The 14,573-nt window shown below is 38.0% G+C and carries 15 protein-coding genes; all 15 read left to right on the top strand.

Going from position 1 to position 14,573, the window contains the following annotated elements; all coding sequences use genetic code 11:
• The first annotated feature begins 153 nt into the window (after positions 1-153).
• Complete coding sequence (locus K9N40_11015) at positions 154-1,416, top strand: peptidylprolyl isomerase (GenBank protein MCF7814997.1); 1,263 nt, start codon at positions 154-156, stop codon at positions 1,414-1,416.
• 138 nt (positions 1,417-1,554) lie between these two features.
• Positions 1,555-2,013, top strand: coding sequence for a phosphatidylglycerophosphatase A (locus tag K9N40_11010; protein MCF7814996.1), 459 nt, complete (start codon positions 1,555-1,557; stop codon positions 2,011-2,013).
• A gap of 20 nt (positions 2,014-2,033) precedes the next feature.
• On the top strand, positions 2,034-2,375 hold the full coding sequence (gene yajC, locus K9N40_11005; GenBank protein MCF7814995.1) for a preprotein translocase subunit YajC: 342 nt from the start codon (positions 2,034-2,036) through the stop codon (positions 2,373-2,375).
• A gap of 33 nt (positions 2,376-2,408) precedes the next feature.
• Entirely contained in the window at positions 2,409-2,990 is a 582-nt protein-coding gene (gene def, locus K9N40_11000) for a peptide deformylase (protein MCF7814994.1), read from the top strand.
• 87 nt (positions 2,991-3,077) lie between these two features.
• Complete coding sequence (gene fmt, locus K9N40_10995; protein ID MCF7814993.1) at positions 3,078-4,028, top strand: methionyl-tRNA formyltransferase; 951 nt, start codon at positions 3,078-3,080, stop codon at positions 4,026-4,028.
• A complete protein-coding gene (locus tag K9N40_10990) occupies positions 4,000-4,785 on the top strand; it encodes a DUF116 domain-containing protein (protein MCF7814992.1) in 786 nt (261 codons plus the stop codon). The genes fmt and K9N40_10990 overlap by 29 nt, the downstream gene beginning before the upstream one ends.
• The gene (gene rsgA / locus K9N40_10985) at positions 4,782-5,843 is read left to right on the top strand and encodes a ribosome small subunit-dependent GTPase A (GenBank protein MCF7814991.1); all 1,062 of its coding nucleotides are present in this window, start codon (positions 4,782-4,784) and stop codon (positions 5,841-5,843) included. The genes K9N40_10990 and rsgA overlap by 4 nt, the downstream gene beginning before the upstream one ends.
• An 8-nt stretch (positions 5,844-5,851) precedes the next feature.
• A complete protein-coding gene (locus K9N40_10980; protein ID MCF7814990.1) occupies positions 5,852-6,700 on the top strand; it encodes an NAD(+)/NADH kinase in 849 nt (282 codons plus the stop codon).
• Between the two features lie 32 nt (positions 6,701-6,732).
• A complete protein-coding gene (gene recN, locus K9N40_10975; GenBank protein MCF7814989.1) occupies positions 6,733-8,424 on the top strand; it encodes a DNA repair protein RecN in 1,692 nt (563 codons plus the stop codon).
• Positions 8,425-8,434: 10 nt separating this feature from the next.
• A complete protein-coding gene (locus K9N40_10970) occupies positions 8,435-9,328 on the top strand; it encodes a DUF4349 domain-containing protein (protein ID MCF7814988.1) in 894 nt (297 codons plus the stop codon).
• 24 nt (positions 9,329-9,352) lie between these two features.
• Positions 9,353-9,790: an NfeD family protein gene (locus tag K9N40_10965; protein MCF7814987.1), complete on the top strand. Its 438-nt coding sequence runs from the start codon at positions 9,353-9,355 to the stop codon at positions 9,788-9,790.
• Positions 9,791-9,800: 10 nt separating this feature from the next.
• Positions 9,801-10,736, top strand: a complete 936-nt coding sequence (locus K9N40_10960; GenBank protein MCF7814986.1) for an SPFH/Band 7/PHB domain protein — start codon at positions 9,801-9,803, stop codon at positions 10,734-10,736.
• 286 nt (positions 10,737-11,022) lie between these two features.
• Positions 11,023-12,597, top strand: a complete 1,575-nt coding sequence (locus K9N40_10955; protein MCF7814985.1) for an APC family permease — start codon at positions 11,023-11,025, stop codon at positions 12,595-12,597.
• Positions 12,598-12,609: 12 nt separating this feature from the next.
• Positions 12,610-13,563 (top strand): phosphoesterase, encoded by a 954-nt coding sequence (locus K9N40_10950; protein MCF7814984.1) that lies wholly within the window; start codon positions 12,610-12,612, stop codon positions 13,561-13,563.
• Positions 13,563-14,372, top strand: a complete 810-nt coding sequence (locus K9N40_10945) for a hypothetical protein (protein MCF7814983.1) — start codon at positions 13,563-13,565, stop codon at positions 14,370-14,372. Before K9N40_10950 ends, K9N40_10945 begins: the two co-directional genes overlap by 1 nt.
• The last annotated feature ends 201 nt before the right edge of the window (positions 14,373-14,573 follow it).

Raw genomic sequence — 14,573 nt, 5'->3', positions numbered from 1 at the left:
TAAAAACAGAAAAAACATTTGTGGAAGTGGAAGATGAAATCCGTTCCACACTGATAGAAATGAAAAAACAGGAAGCATTTGATAATCTGATCGAAGACTTGAAAATAAAATCGGAGATCACGATTTCATTATAAAATAAATTCAGGAGACAAGATGAAAAAAATATTATTAATTACCGGAATTCTAATTGTGGCAATTTTTCTTCAGGCAGAAGTTCTGGATAGAATTGTCGCCAAAGTTGGCAGAGAAATCATTCTGGAAAGCGATCTATTAAAGCGGATGCAGCAGTTGGAAGCCGCTGGAATGCTGAATGAAGAAGTTACAAAATTTGATGTTCTGAACGATATGATCGAATCTAAATTGATCGTTCAGCAGGCCAAAAAAGAAGAATATGAAGTGGATAAAGAAGAGATCAAAGCTATGGCTGAAGAACAGATAAAGCAGGTTTCTTCTCAATTCAAAAGTGAATTTGAATTTAAACAGGAGCTTAAAAAGGCAAATCTTACAGTTCTGGAATTAAAAGATTATTATATCGATATGCTTACAGAACAACGACTGAAAGATCAGATAATCAACAGCGAAATAAAAAATAAGATCCATATAACAGACGTGGAGATAAAAGAATATTACGAAGAGAACAAAGCAGATATTCCACCCAGACCGGAAATGGTTGAAGTCGGCATGATTATGCGTACAATAGAACCCAGCAAAGAAACCAAAAACAAAGCTCTCCTGGAAATAAACAAAACTCGTGAACGTCTGATAGACGGAGAAGATTTTGCCGAAGTTGCCAAAGAATGCAGCGATTGCGGTTCGGCTCCAAATGGCGGAGATCTGGGTTATTTTGGCCGCGGTGCTATGGTGAAACCGTTTGAAGATGCTGCTTTTGCTTTGATGCCAGGTGAAATCAGCGAAGTTGTGGAAACACAATTTGGCTATCATATCATAAAACTGGAAGATAAGAAAGATGATGAAATCAGAGTGCGACATATCCTGAAAAAAGTGGAAGCTACCGAAGAAGATATTCAGGCAACTATTACTCTGATGCAGAATGTTCTGCAGAAACTGAAAGACGGTGAAGATTTTACTGAATTAGCTAAAACTTATTCTCAAGATGATTCCACAGCAGTAAAAGGCGGAGTGATCGGAGAATTTGCCAAAGATAATTATCCCGAACTTTTCAAAGAATATTTAGCTGAAATAGAAGTTGGCAAACATACAGATTTGATTCGGGAAGATACAAATCTCTACATTTTTGCCAAACTGAGAGAAATTCCCGAAAGACCTTACGAATACCAGGAAGTTTACGATCAATTGAGAAATCTGGTTACTACTCAAAAAGAAATGGAACTCTATAAAAACTGGACGAATGAACTGGTTCAAAACAGCTATGTAGAAATTTTGATGGAAAATTAAAAAATCCTCTTTGAAAGGGGAGAAAACGACGCAGTCGTAGAGGGGTTTCATTATTTTAGATTTAAGATTTGAGAATAACGATTTGAGATTTTTAAATTGTAAACCCCCTTTGTTTCGCCCTTACGAAAGGGGACAACAGTGAATCTTGCAATTTTTATTTCTACATTGTTTGGTGTAGGGTATTTTCCCAAGGCTCCAGGAACGGCGGGAACAGTTGTGGCAGCTTGTATTTACTGGTTGCTGCCGATAAGTTGGCTGGTAGAATTCCCAGCAAATTTGATCTTTTTAATTAGTGTTTTAGTTTTCAGTTTGATTTCAGTTTTTTTTATTTCCAAAGCTGAAGAAAAACTGGGACACGACAGCGGAAAAATCGTGATCGATGAATTTTTGGGATATATGATTGCAGTTGCTTTCCTGCCCAAAACTTTTTTCATGTTGATATTGAGTTTTATCCTGTTCCGGATATTTGATATTTTCAAACCGGAACCGGTAAATATGCTGCAGAAACTTCCCAGAGGCTGGGGAGTGCTGGCAGACGATCTGATGGCTGGAATTTATAGCAATCTGGCAATCAGATTTATTTTGATAGTTAAATAAAAAAAAAATAAGGAGTAATTATGTTTTATAGTTTATTAGAAGCAACAGCACCAACAGGACAGCCGAATATGCTGGCACAGTTTTTTCCATTTATTCTCATGTTCGGAATTTTGTATCTGCTCATTATCCGTCCGCAGAGAAAGCGTCAAAAAGAATTGCAGGCGATGCTGGAAAATCTGCAGATCAACGATGTTGTTATTACGAATGGCGGAATTGTAGGAAAGATCACTAACATCAAAAAAGAGAAAAATATTGTTGTTTTGCGAGTGGATGAAACAACCAACACAAAAATTGAATTCCAGAAAAGTGCAATTGTTGGTCTCATCAGCCCTGAAGAAAAGAAAAAGGTAGAGAAGAAATAATACTCCCTTTGCAAATGATTTGAAGGTCTTAGAATGAAAAACAATGAACCTGAAATTTTGCCGATCAGAATTTATGGCGATAAAATTTTGCGTCAAAAAGCGGAGCCTATTGATAAGATGACTCCGGAAGTTAAGGAATTTCTGGAAGATTTAACTTATACAATGTATGAAACAGACGGTGTGGGTCTGGCAGCTCCGCAAGTTGGAGTGTCTAAACGAATTTTTGTGGTCGATGCTTTCTGGTTCAAAGAAGGCGGCAAAAAAGATCCGGTTATTTTCATCAATCCTGAATTCACTGAATTTGAAGGCGTAGCAGAAGCAGAAGAAGGCTGCCTCAGCCTTCCCGATATTTACGAAAAAGTTACTCGCGCTGCCAAGGTTAGGATTCGTGGATTGAATCCTGACGGTGAAATGGTCAGTTATGAAGCAGAAGGACTTTTTGCCCGTGCTCTTCAGCATGAATTCGATCACCTGGACGGTGTTCTTTTCGTGGATAAAATAAATAAACTGAAGAAAATAATGATCAAGAAAAAACTTAAGGATCTGGCAAGCACAACAAGTAAAAACGGTGTGAATATTGGCAAGCAAATGCATCATACACACAAAGAATTGTGAAAACCTTCGCAATGGTTTAGAACCTTGCGAATGGTTGCTAATAAAACCATTGAGAAGATTTGTGACCATTCACAAGGTTAATGATTTATGCAGATAAAAAACGTAGTTTTCATGGGAACACCGCAGTTTGCAGTTCCCTCTTTGGAATTGCTGGCAAATACCAGATTCAGACCGGTTTTATGCATTACGCAGCCGGATAAACCCAAGGGACGTAAACGGAAACTGCAACCGACGGAAGTAAAAATAAAAGCGCAGGAATTGGGAATTGAAATTATTCAACCTGAAGATGTGAATAGTGAAGATACTATCCAAAAAATGCAGGAACTCAAACCGGATGTTATTATCACAGCAGCTTACGGAGGTTATTTAAAACGGAAGATTCGCCAACTTCCCATCTTTGGATGCCTGAATCTTCATCCTTCACTTTTACCTAAATATCGCGGATCAGCACCGATCAACTTCGCTCTTTTCCAGGGTGACGAAATCACAGGAAATACGATTTTTAAGATTGTGGCAAAAATGGATGCCGGTCCTGTTTATTTGCAGAAAAAATTAGAAATAAGAGCCGAAGATTGTTATACTTCGCTTTACAAAAAGCTTTCCAAATATGGTGCAAATGATGTGCTGGAAGTTCTGGAAAAATTAGAAAAAAATGAAATAGAACCAATTCCGCAAGATCATGAAAAAGCAACTTTCAGTCATAAATTAGTTAAAGAAGATTTCTGGCTGGATTGGGATAAAACAGCGAAAAAAATCTTAAATAAGGTTCGAGGTCTGGCAGAAATTCCAGGAGCTGTAGCAGGTTTTCGCAGTAATCGGGTTAAAATAATTGAAGTAGAAATTCTGAATGAAAATTCAAAAGAAGATCCAGGTTCGATTTTAGATATGATCAAAAATGTAGGAATAAAAGTGAGTACAGCCGATAAAGATATTCTGGTAAAACGACTGCAACCGGCTGGAAAAAAGATTATGACTGCACATGCTTTTAGTTTGGGAGCGCGTATAAAAAATGGAGAAAAATTCGAGAACGGATTTTGATTTCGATACCAAAGGAAAGCGGCTTTTTCTGGGGCTTTCCACTTTTACACTGATTTTGATGATGCTGATCACCACTATCTTGTGGTGGTTTGTTTCTCCACGACTTCATGAAATAAATGAAGTTCTGGCTGCTGTTTCACTTACAGCTCTGCGAATTTTCTTTTTTATCCTGCTCCTGGGAAACGTTCTGGTGATGCTAACCAGTTATACGGGAAGGAATCTGCTTGTTGCTAAAATCGCAATTTTAGCTTATATTAAAATTCTCTACCCTGTCACCATTTTTGTAGCTTCCATCTTGGGAATTTCCAAAGAAAAGATTCGGGAATCATATGTTCACGTGAATAATTCGTTCATTCGATCTCTGAAGAAAAAACTGAAACCTTCGGATATTTTGTTGCTTCTTCCCCACTGTTTGCAGAATTCTGATTGTTTAATTCGACTGACGTACGACATACATAAATGTGAAAAGTGCGGAAAATGTGATATAAAAGATCTCTGCGAAATTATATATAAACACAAAATAAAAGCTGCAATAGCTACCGGTGGTAGTTTAGCCAGGAAGATCATTATCGAAAATAAACCAAAATTCATCATCGCAGTAGCCTGTGACCGCGACTTGGTGGATGGAATGCGCGAAGTTTTTCCCATTCCGATTTTTGGAGTTTTGAACCAGCGGCCGGAAGGACCCTGCATAAATACCAAAGTTGATACCAAAAAAATAGATTCAGCTTTAAATGTACTGCTAACAAGATCATGAAAAAGAAAGATAAAAAGAAATTCAAACGACAAGATATGCGATTTCAAAACATCAACATCGATGATCTGGAAGCGTTTGAAGAAGATGAAGTTTTAGAAGATAAACGAGCTTCCAAAAAATTATTGGAAAAAGGTGAAACCAGCCAGAAATCCAATCTTGAACTAAAAAAAGGACGCGTGCTGGAAGTGAAAAGCAACAATACCTGTCAGGTAAATTTTGCCGGAGAAAATATCGAATGCATTCTGGGCGGCAGATTGAAACAGCTCAATTATGATACGCGAACTTTGGTTGCTGTTGGTGATTATGTGAATGTGGACTTTTCTGAAAAACCCCGCATCGAAGAAATTTTACCTCGCAAAAACAGTCTTTCCCGTTATTCGGAAGAAAACTTTCAAAAAGAAGTAATCCTGGCAGCAAATGTAGATCAAGTTATAATTACAGCTTCTGCCAAAGAACCCGATCTGAATCTGGGCTTGATAGACCGCTATATTTGTGCCGGAAGAATTGCAAATATCAAAACGATAATTTGTGTAAATAAGATCGATCTGGAAAAAGATGTCGATGAATTGAAAAGCAGGTTAAAATTTTATCGAGAAAATGACATCAAAGTGATATTTACTTCTATCCAAACCGGTAAAGGAATGGATAAACTGAAAAATATCCTGCAAAATAAAGAATCAGTTTTTTCCGGTCATTCCGGTGTGGGAAAATCGTCATTGATAAATTTTTTGCAGCCAAGGTTGAATCTGAAAGTTTCGGAAGTGAGTGATTATACCAGCAAAGGAGTACATACAACTACTTCTTCCAAACTTATTGAATGGGATTTTGGCGGTTATTTGGTTGACACTCCCGGCATCAAAACCTTTGGTTTACATCGAGAAGATAAAGAGAAAATTTACCGGATATTTCCGGGAATAGATGTGCTATTCAACGCTTGTAAATTTGCCGATTGCAGCCACAATCACGAAATCGGCTGTGCTGTAAAGAAAGCAGTTGAAAATGAGGAATTTCCTGTGGAACGTTATCAATCTTATCTTCGAATAATTGAATCTTTATGAGGAAAATGATGAATCATTTTGGAGTATTTTTAAATCCATTTTACAAAGATCCCAAGAATATTTTTGAACTATTGGAAAGACTGAATAAAACCAAAAAAGTAAATTTTTTCTGCATGGAAGAACAAAAAAAATTCATGCCTGATTTCATTCACATTGTCAAAGATTCGGCCAATTTAGATGGCATTCTTTCTTTTGGGGGAGATGGTACATTCCTGCGAGCAATGCATTTTTCCTTGAAGTATGATTCACCTCTTCTGGGAATTAATGTGGGAAAACTTGGTTTTCTTTCGGACAGCAGTCTGCGGGAGTTGGAAAAATCGATAAATCACTTGAAAAACAACAAATATAAAATTCAAAAACGTATGCTGCTGAAAGTTGTTCTAAAAAGAGATGGCAAAAACATATTTTCCGATCTTGCTTTGAATGATGCAGTAATTTATAAGGGTGAAACTCCCCGACTTACCAATATCAAAATTTCCAGCAATAAACGATTCGTGTTGGATACGCGCTGCGACGGAATTATTATTTCCACTCCAACCGGATCTACTGCATATTCGCTTTCTGCAGGCGGTCCGCTGCTTTCTCCAGTTATGGATGCGATCATTATGGCACCTTTAAATCCGCATAATCTCAGTGTTCGCCCCATGGTTTTTTCTGCCAACGATAAGTTGGAATTTGAAGTTCTGGAAAGTCATACCGAAGGTGTTTTACAATTAGATGGCAGAAACATAATTAACCTGAGGAAGAACGATGAAATTCATATCACGTCTGCATCCAGAAAGGTAGAAGTGATCAAACTTTCCAATAAAACTTTTTATCAAATTTTACGTAAAAAGCTGCACATGGGTAGGAAATGAAGAAAAAAACTGTGTATCGAAATGGGTAGAAAATGATCAGAAGTCTGCGTATTGAAAATTTTATAATTGTAAAAAAAACTGAATTGGAATTCGGTAAAGGATTGCAGGTCCTCAGCGGCGAAACGGGAGCCGGAAAATCGATCATTGTGGGAGCGATCGATTTGATTCTGGGTGGATCGCTAAAGCCGGGCATGTTGTTTGATGAAAGTAAACCGGCAATGTTGGAGATTGCTTTCGATCTGGATGATTTCAACCGGGAATTTTTGAATTTGCTGAAAAAATACGAGATCGATACTTCGGAAGGTGAAGTTTTTATTAGCAAAGAGATCGGCACGAATTTCCGCAGTAAAGGATTTATAAACGGTAGAAGAGTTTCACAGAATATTATCTCAGAATTCCGCAATGTACTGCTGGATTTTCATAGTCAGCGCGATCAGCAGAAGCTGTTCGACCAGGAATATCAACTGCAGGTTTTGGATAATTTCGGCAATCTGGAAGATGATCGAAGAAATTTTGAGGAAAAATTCCGAAATCTGGAAAATAAAATAAAAGAACTGAAAAAGCTGGAAAAACAGGAAGCTGAATTGACCGATCGCATCAAGCTCTACGAGTATCAGGTTCAGGAAATAAAGTCTCTACAGCTGAAAGAAGATGAAGAAGAAACGCTGCAGTCGGAATTGAATTTGCTTTCCAATGCTGAAACAATTTTGAATCTGGCATCCGATATGGAGCAGGTATTTTATGAAAATGAGAACTCAGTTCATGATGTTATCAGTTCTTATTTATCAAAATTTCAAGCTTTTAAAGATGATAATAATTTGATCGGAGAAGCTATTTCAAACTTACATGAAAGCCTGGCAAATCTGGATGATGCTGTACGTAATATTCAGGATGTGCAAAATCTGATCGACCTGGACAATTCACGTTTACAGGAAGTTCAAAGTCGATTGGATGCTGTAAATTCACTGATGAGTAAATATAAAAAATCGATTCCGGAAATTTTGCAGTTTCAACAGTATATGGAAAATGAAATAGCCAGTTTTTCTTCTGGTAAGGATCGTATATTTCAGTTGAAAAAAGAAATTGAATCTGATAAAATAGCTATCCTGAAAGAAGCTGAAGAGCTTTCCCGAAAAAGGAAAAAAACTGCCAAAAGATTTGAAGAAGAACTGATTGAAAATATAAAGAAATTGGCAATTCCCGATGCCAGTATCGAGATAAAATTCCAAGATCTAACAGCTAAATTAGAAGATAATGAAATCTTGACAGGCTTAAATTATAACGGCAAAGATGAAGTGGATTATTATTTCAGTGCGAACAAGGGAATCAAAAGGCAGCCGCTCAGAATTGCAGCATCTGGCGGTGAACTTTCCCGTTTTTTACTGACGATTAAGAAAGTACTTTCCAATAAACTGGATAGCCGCACCATAATTTTTGATGAGATCGATTCCGGTATCGGTGGAAAAACCTCGGAATTACTGGCGGAATTCATTCATAATATCGGAAAATTCCATCAAGTTTTATGTATTTCTCATCTACCGCAAATTGCTGCTTATGCAGATCGTCATTTTGCTATTCGAAAGATCAGCGGTAAAAAAACTTCTGAAGTTGAAGTTTATAGGTTGACGGAAAAACAAAGAAGAACGGAAATAGCCAGGATGCTGTCTGGCTCGGAAAGCGAACTTGCTTTGCAGCATGCCGATGAATTATTAAAAAAGGGTTAAGGAGAATAGAATGAAAATTCATTTAAGGAAAGAAACAAAACTTATTATTGTATTATTTATCTTTTTAGTTTCGATTTATGTAGGTTACAAAAGCTCACATATTACGAGAATTTTTTTGCCGAAACAGACAACTGTAGATACAAAAGAAGCAGATAAACTTTTTGAAAATGCCAAAAATCAAAGAAAAATAACGATGCAATTCCGTAGTAAAGATGATACTCAAATTAGAAACCTGATCAATGAACTTACATTTATGGATGGGGTAACAACAAAATATTCTGATTCTAAAAAGAATTATCAGCTTTTTATTCTGGAAGTTCCAAATCAGAAGATTGAAAATGAGATAAAAAAACTACGACAACTTCCAGGATTGGAATCGGAACATATAAAATCATCAACAGGTGTGGGTGTTGATACAAATGTGAAAGAAAATCTGGAAAATTATAAAATTACAAAAAACAGATTGCAGGATCTTATTAATAAAACCAGTTCTCCTCTCAGCCTAGCAAAATTTCAAGCAGATTTGGAGAGAGCACAATCCAAAATAGATAGTTTAAATAGTTTTGTGGCAATGCAGGAAAGATTAGTCGATCATGATATTCTATATATTTCTTCTATCAATCAAACTGCCAGCTCTGTTTCACCAAAAAAAGTAATCTGGAAATTTGTTTATGTAACTATTTTAACAATGCTATTCCTGATATTATGTTTTGTGTTGTTGTATCTTCTTACAGTTGCAATAACAAATTTGATGTCTGCCATGGGAATTCGCACCAGTCGAGGAAGTGGCAGTTCTTCGACATATAAATACGGTGATTATAAAAGTTCTTATGGAAGAAAAGTAAAAAGAATTTATAAAGACAAGGATGGTAAACGTAGAGAAGAAGTTTCCAAAGAAAAATAATCAGATCAAATTCAGGAGGTTTAAATGAACCCTTTGATCGTTTGGATTGCAATTGGCGTCATCTGTATAATCATCGAAATTTTCACGCCTGGTTTTCTTTTCATGAGTATTGGTGCCGGAGCTATCGTTACCGGTTTGTTATCTAAGATCGTAACTAATTTTCCTTTGCAAATCCTGATTTTTGCAGTTGTTACTTTCATTATTTTTATTTCTACCAGGAAATGGAGTAAGAAATTTTTGGAAGGTCCTGATGAACCTACCAATGTTGATGCGCTCAAAGGAAAGATCGGAACAGTCGTAAAAACAATTCCTGCAGACGGAAGAGGATATGTAAAAATTGGTGGAGAAGAATGGTCAGCTGTTTCTAAAGATGGAATTAAAATCGAAAAAAACAAAAAAATTTTTATCAAAAAAATTGATGGTAATAAGCTGATCGTAGTTCCGGAACAAATAGATAAGTAGTGGAGGAAAAATGACATTTTTATACTTAATAATCGCTTTATTTGTAATCATACTTCTTTCCAAAGGCTTGGTGATCGTAAAACAGGCAGAAGTTATAATTATCGAAAGACTGGGAAGATACAAGACAACTCTGGATAGCGGACTGCATATTATCTGGCCGATTTTTGATAAAACAAGACAAATCAGCTGGCGTTATACCAAAACCGATTTTAAGGGAAACAGAATAATCCAGATAAAAAACGAATACCGTATAGATCTGCGGGAAACAGTTTATGATTTCCCGCGGCAAAATGTGATCACAGCCGATAATGTTTCCATCGAAATTGATGCACTGCTCTATTTTCAGGTTACCGATCCCAAAAAAGCAGTTTATGAAATTGCCAACCTGCCGCAGGCAATTGAAAAGCTCACACAAACTACTTTGCGTAACGTGATCGGTGAATTGGATCTGGATAAAACTCTAACTTCCCGCGATACGATTAACAGCAAACTGCGCGATATTCTGGATGAAGCCACCGATAAATGGGGTGTAAAAGTAAATCGGGTAGAATTGCAGGATATCAATCCGCCCCAGGAAATCAAAATGGCGATGGAGAAACAGATGCGTGCCGAACGTGACAGACGCGCCAAAATCCTGGTAGCCGAAGGAGAAAAACGATCGAATATTCTGGTAGCCGAAGGCGAAAAAGAAGCTCAGATTGCCCGTGCCGAAGGTGAAGCCAAAGCCAAATATCTGGTAGCGGAGGCCGAAGGTAGAGCCATCCTGAAAGTAGCGGAAGCAGTGGAAAAAACCGGCACTGATCCGGCGCAATATCTTTTAGCTGTAAAATATATAAAAGCATTTAATGAAATTGTACAGAATCAGGATAAAACAGTTGTTGTTCCCTACGAAGCTTCTGCAATGCTGGGTTCTATCAAATCGATGGAGAAGATTTTTAAAAGTTAATCATTAAAATTATTATAAAGTACTGGGGATCGAATTTCGATCCCCTTTTTTTTATTTTACTGGCAACTTTTTTTGTTTCTGGAAAATTCTCTTGACACCCCTTTTTTGAAAGAAGCAAAATCATGTATGTTATGATTTATGAAAAGATTAAGTTGTTTTCCACCAAATCAGAAATCACTGTATCCAATCCCGAAACAATCTGTGAAAATTTAATAAATAAAATCAAATTTGTAACCAAATCGAAAACGAAAATTGCCGAAGAAAATAATAGAAAAAAGGAGTCATTATGCCCGAAGGAGTAATTTTTAACAGACGTGCTTCAGGATTGGTTCGCGAACTATCCTGGCTGGATGTATTCATTTTTGTTGTTGCCGGTCCGGCAGCATCAGGAGTAATGTTCTATTCTGTTTCCACTGCTGCCGATTTTCCCGGTGCAAACCTGCCGTTAGCATTCTTATTTGGTTTGATAATCTTTTTGCCGATAACTTTATTGGTAGCGATAAATTCTGCCACGATGCCACGTTCCGGCGGATTATACATTGGCGTTAGCAGAGTGTTGGGACCGACCATGGGGTTCATCAGTGCTTGGCTGCTTTTTATCGGTTATGGAATTTCCAGTGGTGTTTTAGGTTATCTGGTGGTTGGTTTGATGGGTTCGGCTTTTTCCACGGCAGCTCTGAGCAGCGGAATTAACTGGCTGGCAAATCTGGGAGCTGCGATGCAGACCACCACCTGGCAAACGATCGGTGGATTTATCTGGGTAATTTTATTCTGGTATATTGCTTACACAGGTATTCGTAAAGTAAAGAATATCATGCGGATTGCTTTTTTTATTCCGCTTATTGGAACGATCATTTCGATTATCTGGTTCTTCTCTTCCGGTGGAATGGAAAACGTAGCTACGATGTTCAACAACACCTGGGGAGCCGGAGTTTTTCAAAATATAATTGCCAAAGCGGAAGCTCTGGGCTGGCAGCAGCAGGCCTTTTCATTTGGAAAAACGATCAGCGCTCTTATCGTGGTGATCTGGGCGTATCAGAGTATCACGATCATCAATTATGCCGGTGGGGAGATTAAAACACCAAAAACCAGCATGGTTCGAGGATTTATGATCGGAACCGTTTTTGTTGGTCTTTTTTATATGATCATCGTCTGGGCTGTTTACAGTGCTTTCGGTAAATTTATCGGTTGTTATGATTTCCTGTATGACAATCATCCCGAAACCTTGAAAGCACTGATGGGAAGTTTGGTGCAGCCTTCCGTTCCCTTCTATTTTATGGCAATTGCCAGAAACGTCTGGTTTGGATTGATTGTTGCCATCACAATTGCGCTCTGGTTTGCCAATTCCATCTTACCGGGATTTCTGGCAAATTCGCGTCTGGCATTTGCGCTGGCGATGGATAAATCCTTTCCCAAAGCACTTTCCAATGTAAACCGAAGAACAGGATCTCCCACGAATGCAGTTCATTTAAACGCATTCTTCTGCATTTTGGGAGTGCTCATCATGATGCTTTCCGTAAAAATAATTCTATCGATCTTACTTTTCACTTCTTTCTTTATTTTCTGGTGTTTTGGTTTGAGTGCGATGCTGCTTCCCTATCATAAACCGGAAATTTACGACAGATCACCGGTGAAATGGGAAATTTTTGGAATTCCTGTAATGACAATTCTGGGCGGTTTTACGTTTGTAGCCGGCTGGTTCTTCCTCTATCTTTCCATGGAAAATTTCAATATTCCGATTATGCTGACTCTCATCGGAGTAATGCTGGCAGGATTGATTGTCTATCTGATTCAGCAGAATAAAAACAAAAAAGAAGGAATCGATACCAGCAAAATTTATTCTCAAATACCACCTGAATAAAAAGGAGATAACTTGAAGAAATTATTCTTTTCTGTAGACGTGCACGGAGCCAACAGCGTTTGGCGAAAATGGCTTAAAGTTCCTGATATGTATGATGTGGATGCTTTGCTTTTATGCGGAGATCTGACCGGAAAATCTCTGGTTCCAATCATAGAAAACAAAAAAAAAGGTTTTCGGAATGCTTTCTATTTCGGAAAAAACTGGAAATTGAAAACCGACAAAGAAACCGATGAAATGGAGAAACGTATCCAAGATGCCGGAGCTTATACTTTGCGCTGCGATGAAGACAGAGTAAAAGAACTGCAAAATGATCCTGCACAAGTAGAAAAACTGATGATGCAGATGATAAAAGATCGCATGGCGCAGTGGATCGAGCTTCTCCTGCAAAAAATCGATATCAGCAAAGTTGATGTGATCGTGATGCCCGGAAATGATGATGACTGGGAAATCGATGATGTCATCCGATCCTACACCGATAAAGGTATTATCTGGTGTTTGGATGATGTGGTGAACGTGTTGGGAATTCCCATGATCAGCCTCGATTATGTAAATCCCACGCCCTGGGATACACCACGAGAAGAAAAAGAAAAAGCTCTGGCTAAAAGGATTAAGAAACTGGTAAAGAAACTGGAAGATCCTGCCAAATCGATCTTCAATTTTCATCCACCACCACATGGAACAATGCTCGATCTGGCACCGGAACTGGATGCCAATAAAAAACCGGTAACCGTTGCCGGTCAGGTAAATTTCGTGCATGTGGGAAGCAAATCCGTTTATAAAGCAATTGAAAAGTATCAGCCGCTGATCGGCTTGCATGGTCATATTCATGAATCTTACGGTCACGATAAAATTGGCAACACTCCGGTTGTAAACCCCGGCTCGGAATACGGCGAAGGAATTCTACGCGGATACATCATCGAGATTGAAGATAAAACGATCAATAATTATTGGAAAGTGGAGGGATAATGGCAATTCCATTTGTTCCCGAAGGTGCAGATTTAACTGAAGAAATCCTGCAGAAACAGGAAGAAAAATTCATGACGATTTTAGATGAATTGATGGAAAAAGCGGTTGAATTTAATGTGACAATGCGTGTGATCGGTTCGATCGCCTTCCGCATCAAAGCGCCGGAATACAAGCATATCCAATACCAAAATCAGCGCTATCTTACCGATGTGGATTTCGTTACCTACAGCAAACACATCACACGAGTTCAAGATATGTTTTTCAGTCTGGGTTGGACGGAAAATCAAAACGTACTTCGGTTATTTGGTGATAAGCGCCGCATTTTTTATCACCCCAAAGAAGATATTCATTCCGATATTTTTATCGATAAACTACGTTTCTGCCATCCCATCAATTTTAAAAAGCGATTGGAACTGGATTATCCAACCATCAGCCTGATCGATCTTCTGCTGGAAAAATTGCAGATCGTGGAAATCAACAAAAAAGATCTGGTCGATGTTATGCTGCTGATCCGCAAATTTCCTATTTCACACCAACCTCAAAAAGATTCCATCAATATCGAACATCTGGCAAAGATCTGCGCCAAAAACTGGGGCTGGTGGAAAACTGCTACGATCAATCTGGATAAAGTTCTGGATTTTTCTGCAAGCTATCTGGAAGAAGATGATGCCAAAATAGTGGATGAAAGAATAAACACGATCATCGATGCGATCCAAAATAAAAGAAAAACTATTTCCTGGAGTTTGCGAAATTTGATCGGTGAAAAAATGAAATGGTATAACGAAGTGGAAGAGGTGCAGAGGGATTAGAATAGCTACTTTACGAAAGCTTCTCATAAAAATTCTTCAGTAGCTTTCGGAAAGTTTATTTTTTTACTAGTGACCCGTCAATCATCGATTGTCGGATAGAGACGTTTCAATTTAACTCGTGAATCTTGGGTGGTAAACTGCCAGTTTATAGAGCATTCTTTTTTGTTTCTTGCTTTTGTCCATGCTGCTACCTGGCTGGAC

The organism is Candidatus Cloacimonadota bacterium (genome assembly GCA_021734245.1).
GTDB lineage: Bacteria > Cloacimonadota > Cloacimonadia > Cloacimonadales > TCS61 > B137-G9.
Note: the sequence above shows the minus strand (reverse complement) of the source record. Positions and strands in the feature narration are given on the sequence as shown.

What these genes read in the sequence shown, in the direction of transcription:
- K9N40_10945 (MCF7814983.1), top strand. Translation starts at nt 13,563, where the DNA reads ATGGCAATTCCATTTGTTCCCGAAGGTGCAGATTTAACTGAAGAAATC.
- K9N40_10980 (MCF7814990.1), top strand. Translation starts at nt 5,852, where the DNA reads ATGAATCATTTTGGAGTATTTTTAAATCCATTTTACAAAGATCCCAAG.
- K9N40_10955 (MCF7814985.1), top strand. Translation starts at nt 11,023, where the DNA reads ATGCCCGAAGGAGTAATTTTTAACAGACGTGCTTCAGGATTGGTTCGC.
- fmt (MCF7814993.1), top strand. Translation starts at nt 3,078, where the DNA reads ATGCAGATAAAAAACGTAGTTTTCATGGGAACACCGCAGTTTGCAGTT.
- K9N40_11015 (MCF7814997.1), top strand. Translation starts at nt 154, where the DNA reads ATGAAAAAAATATTATTAATTACCGGAATTCTAATTGTGGCAATTTTT.
- yajC (MCF7814995.1), top strand. Translation starts at nt 2,034, where the DNA reads ATGTTTTATAGTTTATTAGAAGCAACAGCACCAACAGGACAGCCGAAT.
- K9N40_10965 (MCF7814987.1), top strand. Translation starts at nt 9,353, where the DNA reads ATGAACCCTTTGATCGTTTGGATTGCAATTGGCGTCATCTGTATAATC.
- K9N40_10990 (MCF7814992.1), top strand. Translation starts at nt 4,000, where the DNA reads ATGGAGAAAAATTCGAGAACGGATTTTGATTTCGATACCAAAGGAAAG.
- K9N40_10970 (MCF7814988.1), top strand. Translation starts at nt 8,435, where the DNA reads ATGAAAATTCATTTAAGGAAAGAAACAAAACTTATTATTGTATTATTT.
- rsgA (MCF7814991.1), top strand. Translation starts at nt 4,782, where the DNA reads ATGAAAAAGAAAGATAAAAAGAAATTCAAACGACAAGATATGCGATTT.
- K9N40_10960 (MCF7814986.1), top strand. Translation starts at nt 9,801, where the DNA reads ATGACATTTTTATACTTAATAATCGCTTTATTTGTAATCATACTTCTT.
- def (MCF7814994.1), top strand. Translation starts at nt 2,409, where the DNA reads ATGAAAAACAATGAACCTGAAATTTTGCCGATCAGAATTTATGGCGAT.
- recN (MCF7814989.1), top strand. Translation starts at nt 6,733, where the DNA reads ATGATCAGAAGTCTGCGTATTGAAAATTTTATAATTGTAAAAAAAACT.